At 59.3% G+C, this 643-nt stretch carries 1 protein-coding gene; it reads right to left on the bottom strand.

From position 1 onward, the window contains the following. Positions 1-643: carbohydrate porin (locus KO539_RS29845; RefSeq protein WP_219313992.1), on the bottom strand; the 643-nt coding region annotated here is incomplete at both ends.

Genomic DNA, 643 nt, shown 5'->3' with positions numbered 1-643 from the left:
GGACCGACGCCGTACTGCACGCCGAAGGTATTGCCGCCGCCAAACACTTTACCTTGACGGTGGAATGCCGACAGCTGCCAGCCGTTATTGCGCTTGCCAGTGATGACGTCATCCTTACCTTCGCCGATGATGTAGGTCGCGGCCAGGTCCAGCGTGCCGTTTTCATTGACGGGAATCTCGCCAAAGATGAAGTTCTGGCGCACGGCCGATTTGGTGTTGACGCCGCCGTTCGGCAACGGGACCTTGACGTCGTTGTCCTTGAAGAAGGCGTACGAGAATTTACCCGGTCCTGCAGGAATGCGGTCCAGGCCGGCGCCCGTGCCGTTCATGTTGATGTACTGCAAGTCCAGCATGTGGATGTCAGGACGGTAGTAGAAGCGCTTACCTATCCAGGCCGTGCCGCCGTTCAGGAAATCGAGTCCCTGCGCTTCGACATAGGCCTTGACGATGCCCAGTTTGTTGTCGCCGAAATCCGAGTTTGGCGCGTAGGCGTTGACCCAGATGGTGGCCAGGTAGTTCACGCCGCCGGACTTGGCGACGGACTTGGTGTAGCCGAATTCCGTGTAGGCGTCGCACTCATTGCCCAGACGGTATTTCATGGTGTTGCCACCCAGGCCGAAGCAGCCTTGCGAACCGCCACCGC

The organism is Janthinobacterium sp. NKUCC06_STL (genome assembly GCF_019345455.1).
Taxonomy (GTDB): Bacteria; Pseudomonadota; Gammaproteobacteria; order Burkholderiales; family Burkholderiaceae_D; genus Janthinobacterium; species Janthinobacterium rivuli.
The sequence above is the reverse complement of the archived record's forward strand: the minus strand, read 5'-3'. Positions and strand labels throughout refer to the sequence as shown.